Source organism: Flavobacterium succinicans (genome assembly GCF_001662485.1).
Classification (GTDB): Bacteria; Bacteroidota; Bacteroidia; order Flavobacteriales; family Flavobacteriaceae; genus Flavobacterium; species Flavobacterium succinicans_A.
Map to the genome: position 1 here is coordinate 1 of NZ_JMTM01000032.1, position 3,985 is coordinate 3,985.

Consider the following 3,985-nt stretch of genomic DNA (forward strand, 5'->3'; position numbering starts at 1 on the left):
AGGCATAACTATCGTATTTTTTATCCGCGGATGCTAATTTGGCTTTTTGAGCAAAACTGGAACTCCAAAAAAAGGAGCTTATAGTTAGACAAAGAAGGAACTGTTTTTTCATGATCTAAGGGTATAAATCTGGTTTTTTATTTGATTTTTTGATTTTTTAATAAAGCCTCATAAGTCATTAATAATACCTTAGATTTTTCCTTTTGGCCAAGTTTATCCAAGGTTACAGCATATCTCAAGTAAAATTCTGGTTTAATTCTCTTTTCGATAGTAAAGAATTCAAAATAATATTTAGAGGCTTTAGCATAATCATTTTTATAAAAATAGGCATCCGCAAGTTGACTATATAATTCTGACGAACGGATGCCTTGTTCCACCAGTCTTTCATAGGTTTCTATAGGGATGATGGTAATACTTTTGTTGGGATTTACAATTTCTTGGTCACTAATAACATTTGTATTGCCATTTACTTCTTTTAGATCCTTAGCTTGTAAATTAAGTCCTGTGTAATATTTTTTCTCTCTAGCTTTCTTATAAACTATTATTTCTCGAACTTCTCTGGTGTTATTTGGACCTAAATCATAGGTATCAATCATATTCTTGTTACTGACAACATAAACTACTTTAGTACGTCCAAATGCAGTTCGAATAGTTTCAATAACTTCATAGGATTTTGACTTAATTTCTTTGTCGGAATCCATTAACTTTTCTGGATTGTTTTGACTGTAAAAAATTATTGGTGATATGAGAATAATTTTTGAAATCATCTTTGATTGTAATCTCATTAAAAATTTGAAATTTAAAACCATCTAGGAGTTACAATTTTATTATTATTTTTGAAGATTTCATAACGTAAGAAAACTTCATGTGATCCTGAATTGTAATTGTCTAATTTGGTAGTTTCTAAATCATATCCATAACCAATGTACATGCCTTCTGTGACTTGAAATCCTACCATAGCGCTCATGGCAGCACTCCAACGATAAGCCAATCCTAGAGTAAGCTTTTCATTGATATAAAAATTCCCTGAAACATCTACTTGTAAAGGGGCACCTTGAACTAATTTGGTTAAAAAAGCAGGTTTGAATTTTACATTATATGATAAGTCAAACACATAACCCCCGATTAAGTAATAATTCATTTTTTCTTTGAAAATGGCCACTTCGTTATCATTGTATCGATTGGTTTGAATGAAATTAGGAACCGATAGTCCAACATAAGCTTTATCAGAATGGTAGTAAATTCCAGCTCCAATATTTGGGGTAAAAACGTTTCTCAAATTCTGAAATTGTGGATCGCCTTGGTTTAAAGGATTTAATTTATTGGCATCTAAATTAAATAAATTTGCCGAAGCTTTCATTCCAAAAGAGAGTTTGAAATTCTCTGAGGTAGGAATGGTATAGGACAGGTCTGCTGAAATGGTGTTTTCATTCGTTGGACCAATTTTATCATTCACAAATGAAACGCCCAATCCTAAATTAGTATTACTAATAGGAGTATTAATTGATGCGGTATTAGTAGTTGGTGCTCCATCTAAACCTACCCACTGGGTTCGATGAAGAGCAAAAATACTCATGGCGCCCCGACTACCTGCATAAGCAGGATTGATATTGATGGTATTGTACATGTATTGTGTGAATTGTGAATCTTGTTGACCATAACTCACTAAGGCTAGTAGCATTGTAATGAAAGAGGCTATTTTTGTTTTCATTTTATATTTTTTTAAAGCCTGAGCGCTTAACGCTCAGACTATTCTTATGTAAGGCAATTTATTTTGAGATGTACAAGAATCCAGCTTTTTGATTTACTATCCCACTGATTGGTTTTTTGTATTTAACCACATAATAATAGGTACCGCTTGGCAAAGCATCAGCTTTGTTTACCGTAACACGGCCTTCGGATAATCCCACAAAAACCCTTGAGGTATTGTCATAACCCGATACTTCGAACACTAGTACTCCCCAACGGTTGTAAATTTCAACGGTGTTATCTGGATACTTTTCAATTCGCTCAATAGTAAAGACCTCATTCATTCCATCGTTATTTGGTGAAAAAGCATTGTGTACCAGAATATCACAGGAAGATGGACTATCATCAAAATCGCACGGATCTTTTACTATAATAGTTATGCTTGCCGTAGCGCAATTACTTGGGTTAATTACATCACAAATTCTATACGTTAAAACATAGGTTCCAATTGGAATTCCAGCTGGAATTATAACTCTTCCTTGCGCATCAACAGTTACACCTTCTATTCCATTAGTATCCAAAATAGTAATAGTTACTTGAGAAGGACTTACTGCTCCGTTGTTAATCTTATCATTACCTAAGATATTTAAAATAACTCCTTTGGATGCATCTATAGGTTTTGTACTATAATCATCATTGACAGCTATAATAACGGGTGCAACAACAGTGATGGTTACTGTGGCTTGATCACATACTTTAGGAGAGTTTATAGTACATAACTCATACACAAAAGTATAATTTCCTGCAGGAGTTCCAGCTTTTACATCAACTGAGCCATCGGGGTTTAAAACTATTTTACCTGTAGCATCTGGAGTGATGACGCTTATGCTTACATTATTTATTTTTGCGGTGGCTGAATCAATAAAATCATTCGTTAAAATATTTAAAATATTTTTTGCCCCACTAAATCCATCAATACCGCTAGCCGTATCATCAGTTGCTAGAACAGTGGTAGATTGCATGCACAATGGAACAAAATTGGCCGTATTCGAAAGAAACTCAACAATTTGTCCTGATGCGATAGTAAATGTTTGACTGTTTCCTTTCCAATTTGCTGGATAGGTTGGGGTTATGTCAGAAAAATCATTGTTGTCATCTACAATCACAGTATATTTTCCATCAAATAAATCAGTAGAAAATGAAAAAAGATAAGATGAGGCACTAACTTTTGAAACTGCTATAACTTCATTTTTGGCATTAATTAATTTTACATAAAGAGTTGTGTTTGGTAAGCCTTGTTGCGTATTGTTCCCTTCTTTACACGTTTTATCTTTATCATTATAAATCAATCCGTCAATTTGAGTAGTAATCGGAGCGCATCCATATACTATATCTTCAGCAATGATATCTAAATTTGTTGCGGTAACATCTTTTATGGTTCCTCCTACTTGAATTCCTGTTGCTGTACCCGTATAATTAAAAACAACTATTTGATAGGGAATACCATTTTTACTGTTTATAAATGTTCCCGTTGTATTAACTTGGTTAAATGTATTGCTATCTAAATCTAACAATGCATACGCTTTAGCATTTTTTATTTTAGCATTAAAGGTATCCTCACTACTGCAACTATTTGGAAATACAGCTAGTTCAACATTAGCAGATGCTCCGCAGAAAGGCTGAATTTGATTTAGTTTGTTTCCTATTTCAATTCCAGTTGGGTTGGCTGTAGGACCGAAAACTAATGCATGTGCCGTGTAACTTCCAGATCCCACACCCAAAAATTTAGGTTGAGTATTATTGATATATTTAATTTTACCATCTGTATTATTTACTAATACGTAGCGAACAATAGATGTGTTGGTAAAGTTTGTATGACTCAATTTTGTGAGGTCTGCAGGTTCGTCATAGTAACTAAAAGGGGAGATGTCTCTAAGTGTACCAACTGAAGCCGCGCAACAAGGGGTTATTACAACTTCAACTTCTGAACCTGTTAGTCCATAACATCCTCCTGTAGAACTTTTACTCCATAAATACACTTTACCAGAAGTTTCATAACTTGTAGTATTGTTGATTTGTGTCAATCGAGTAGAGGCGGTTCCTGTCCACCACTCGTATGTAATTCCACTCACAGGAGTAGGTTGAATTGTTGTTAAATCCACCGTCTCAACAGGACAATTGTTCGCTATTGTAACACCCAAAGCAAGTGGTTTTGGGGTATTCAAGACCGTTACGATAACTGTATCTTGAGCAGAACAACCAGTAGCTGTTATAGTAGTTGTTAAAGTATAATTTG

The 3,985-nt window shown here is 34.1% G+C and carries 3 protein-coding genes; all 3 read right to left on the bottom strand.

The features are described 5' to 3' along the window. Positions 1-137: 137 nt before the first annotated feature. A complete protein-coding gene (locus FLB_RS05470) occupies positions 138-785 on the bottom strand; it encodes a tetratricopeptide repeat protein (RefSeq protein WP_157490553.1) in 648 nt (215 codons plus the stop codon). A gap of 14 nt (positions 786-799) precedes the next feature. Continuing rightward, positions 800-1,711: a type IX secretion system membrane protein PorP/SprF gene (locus FLB_RS05475; RefSeq protein WP_064714964.1), complete on the bottom strand. Its 912-nt coding sequence runs from the start codon at positions 1,709-1,711 to the stop codon at positions 800-802. 58 nt (positions 1,712-1,769) lie between these two features. After that, the coding region (locus FLB_RS05480; RefSeq protein ID WP_157490554.1) for a gliding motility-associated C-terminal domain-containing protein at positions 1,770-3,985 on the bottom strand (2,216 nt) is incomplete at its 5' end.

Coding starts and splice junctions, on each gene's coding strand:
- FLB_RS05470 (WP_157490553.1), bottom strand. CDS start 785: ATGAGATTACAATCAAAGATGATTTCAAAAATTATTCTCATATCACCA.
- FLB_RS05475 (WP_064714964.1), bottom strand. CDS start 1,711: ATGAAAACAAAAATAGCCTCTTTCATTACAATGCTACTAGCCTTAGTG.